This window comes from Mesorhizobium sp. M7A.F.Ca.CA.004.06.1.1 (assembly GCF_003999135.1).
Classification (GTDB): domain Bacteria; phylum Pseudomonadota; class Alphaproteobacteria; order Rhizobiales; family Rhizobiaceae; genus Mesorhizobium.
The window spans coordinates 1-2,798 of the sequence record NZ_RZPQ01000759.1 but is presented as its reverse complement, the minus strand read 5'-3'; the positions used below and the strand labels follow the sequence as shown (position 1 = coordinate 2,798).

3 protein-coding genes and 1 pseudogene are annotated in these 2,798 nt (G+C 63.0%); 3 read left to right on the top strand and 1 reads right to left on the bottom strand.

Going from position 1 to position 2,798, the window contains the following annotated elements:
• Together EN906_RS37510 and EN906_RS29695 are read left to right on the top strand one after the other, a co-directional pair.
• A pseudogene (locus EN906_RS37510) lies at positions 1–322 on the top strand (ABC transporter permease); the annotation flags it as partial.
• On the top strand, positions 319–1,023 hold the full coding sequence (locus EN906_RS29695; protein ID WP_164748650.1) for a cyclase family protein: 705 nt from the start codon (positions 319–321) through the stop codon (positions 1,021–1,023). The pseudogene EN906_RS37510 and the gene EN906_RS29695, both read left to right, overlap by 4 nt.
• A gap of 7 nt (positions 1,024–1,030) precedes the next feature.
• On the opposite strand, the gene EN906_RS29690 is transcribed toward EN906_RS29695, so the two are convergent.
• The gene (locus EN906_RS29690) at positions 1,031–2,047 is read right to left on the bottom strand and encodes a Zn-dependent oxidoreductase (protein ID WP_127269556.1); all 1,017 of its coding nucleotides are present in this window, start codon (positions 2,045–2,047) and stop codon (positions 1,031–1,033) included.
• A gap of 375 nt (positions 2,048–2,422) precedes the next feature.
• On the opposite strand from EN906_RS29690, the gene EN906_RS29685 reads away from it, so the two are divergent.
• A partial coding sequence (locus tag EN906_RS29685) for an MFS transporter (RefSeq protein WP_127375583.1) occupies positions 2,423–2,798 on the top strand: 376 nt, incomplete at its 3' end.

The window sequence follows — 2,798 nt, the reverse complement described above, 5'->3', positions numbered from 1 at the left end:
ACCCCAGCAGATGGGGTTCACCTATGTGGTGGGGGGCCCCGCCGCTGAAGCCGGCAAGCAGGAAGCCGGCTTCAGCGGCGGGGCAGCACTCAACATGGGTGACGCCTATCTGATGGAATCGATCGCCGTGGTGGTGCTTGGCGGCACCAGCGTCGCTGGTGGGCAGGCCAACGCGGTAGGCATATGGGGGGCTGCGTTGTTCTTCAACCTGATGTCTACCATGCTCAACACCTTTGGCATCCAGGCAGGCGTGCGCTTCCTTTTGACCGGCGTGCTGATCATCCTGATCGTCGTTCTCGTGCCGAGGCCTCGCGTCAGATGACATCCGCCACTGACACGCTCGCCAAGCTGTTCGAAACAGAGGCGGTTTCCTTCGTCGATTTGACGCATCCGATGAAGCCCGGCATGCCGGTGTGGCCGACGCACCCGCATTACTGCCAGGAGATGGTGGAATCCTATGACCGCGGCGACGTCGCCTGCAACCATGCGTTGGCCATGAGCGAGCACACCGGCACGCATTTCGACGCGCCGGTCCATTTCATCCGCGGCGGTGCTGCCATCTCCGGCATTCCGGTCGAGCGTTTCTTCGGCCGCATGGTGACGATCGATGCGCGTGGCTGTCAGCCCCGGCAGGCGGTCGAGCCGGATTCTATCTTTGCTTTCGAGGCCGAACATGGCCGCATACGGCAGGGCGACGCCGTGTTCTTCCATTTCGGCTGGGACCGGCTCTGGGACGATCCGGCTGCGTTTCTCGCCGACTGGCCAGGACTGTCGCCGCAAGCAAGCGAATTGCTGGTCGAGCGCGGTGCGCGCATCGTCGGCTCGGACTGCCTGTCGATCGATTGTTTCGGCAGCGAGGATTTCCCGGCGCACAATACGTTGCTTTCAGCAGGCATCCTGATCGGCGAGAATTTCGCACGGCTTGGTGACTTGCCGCCTTGGTGCTTCCTGATCAGCTTGCCGCTGGCGATCGAAGGCGGTAGCGGATCACCGCTGCGCGCCGTCGCGCTGGTCGAGGGCTAATTCCGGCTTACGAGAAGTCCAGCTGAACCTTGAGCGTTCGCTCCGGTTCCTTCTCGATCAAGTTGAAGGCTGCGCGTGCATCGGCCGCCGCGAACACCTGCGTGATCATGCCTTGCGGATCGAGCCGCTTGTCGGCCAGCCATTCGACGACGCGCGGCAACAGCCGGCGGTTCAGGCGCGAGCCGACGATGGTCAGTTCCTTGCGCACCACTTCCTGCTGGCTGAGGTTGGATGGGGCGTCCGAAAAGCCGAGCAGGCCGATGCGGCCCGCCGGGCTGGCCAGCCGGCAAGCCTCGTCGAGAAGTGCGGGAATGCCGGCGCCGTCAATGACCAGCGTCGGGCCAAGACCGTCATTTTCACCGCGCACCGCGGCCGGCACGGGATCGCGCACAGAGTGGATCACCCTGTCGGCACCGAAGCGGAGCGCTCGCTCCAGGCGGGCTTCGTCGATATCGGCAACGATGCACCGTGCGCCCTTGAGTTTGGCGACCTGCAGGACAGTGACGCCGACCGTGCCGGCGCCATAGATCAGCGCTGTGTCCTCGGGTCCGCAACCGGTACGATCGAGCACATTGGCGGCGATGGAAAACGGCTCGGCCAGTGCCGCCAGCCCAAACGGCATATCCCTTGGAACCGGTATGACATTTGCCGCCGGCACCGCGACGAAGGCGCGAAAACCGCCGTCGCGGTGAACGCCCATCACTTCGAGGTTGGCGCAGACATTGGAGCGGCCGACCCGGCAGGGATAGCAGTGGCCGCACGACACCACGGGATCGACCACCACACGGTCTCCCGTCGCAATGCCGGTCACATTGCGTCCGAGCGCTGTTACGCTGCCGGCGAATTCATGGCCGATGATACGTGGATAGACGGCGAACGGATTGGAGCCATGCAGGATGTGAATGTCGGAGCCGCAGATGCCGGCACGGCTGACATGAACGACGACTTCGCCTGCCCCGGGCTGGGGTATCGTGCCCTGCCGGACTTCCAGCGACTGCGGCGCGCGAACGAGAACTTCAAGCATGGCCTCACCACTTGTATACTAGTCGACAAGTGGCTCAATCTCGCTGCTTCGTCAAGCGCTCATGGCGGCTGTTAGACAGCCTCTTACCTGACACGTTGCGACACGAAATCGGAACTGGCGTTCACTGAAACGCAAATGCCCTGGCGTCCGCAGTTTGGACGCTCAATGCGCTGTCTTGCCGGTCTCCTCTCGAAGGGGCGGGCAGTCAAAATTTGTTGACTTCCATCAAGGAGGAAATGACTACCGCTTGCCTATCCGTCGGACCATAAGACAGGCTGTGCGATCGGGGCCTCGGCCGGCTTGCCGCACGGAAGGCGACCTTGCCTTTGAACGCGGACGCGCCATCTGGAATGGGGCAGCCGCCTGCATGACGGAATGGCAACAGCATTGGAACAGCCTCAATTTGCCACCGAGCGCGATCCGAGGCTGAGACTGATTATTCCAATCATCGTCGCCATCGCCTTTCTGATGGAGCAGCTCGATTCCACCATCATCACCACCGCGATCCCTGCCATCGCGCGCAGCCTCGACACGACGCCGGTCAGGCTGAACCTGGCGATCACCACCTACATCCTGACGCTGGCCGTATTCATTCCCGTCAGCGGCTGGTTCGCCGACAGGTTCGGCGCACGAAAAGTGTTCGCGCTCGCGCTTTTCACCTTCACCCTCGGCTCGGCGCTGTGCGGCATGGCCAACAGTTTCGGCATGCTTTTGGCGATGCGCGCCCTGCAGGGGCTGGGCGGCGCCATGA

What these genes read in the sequence shown, in the direction of transcription:
- EN906_RS29695 (WP_164748650.1), top strand. Translation starts at nt 319, where the DNA reads ATGACATCCGCCACTGACACGCTCGCCAAGCTGTTCGAAACAGAGGCG.
- EN906_RS29690 (WP_127269556.1), bottom strand. Translation starts at nt 2,047, where the DNA reads ATGCTTGAAGTTCTCGTTCGCGCGCCGCAGTCGCTGGAAGTCCGGCAG.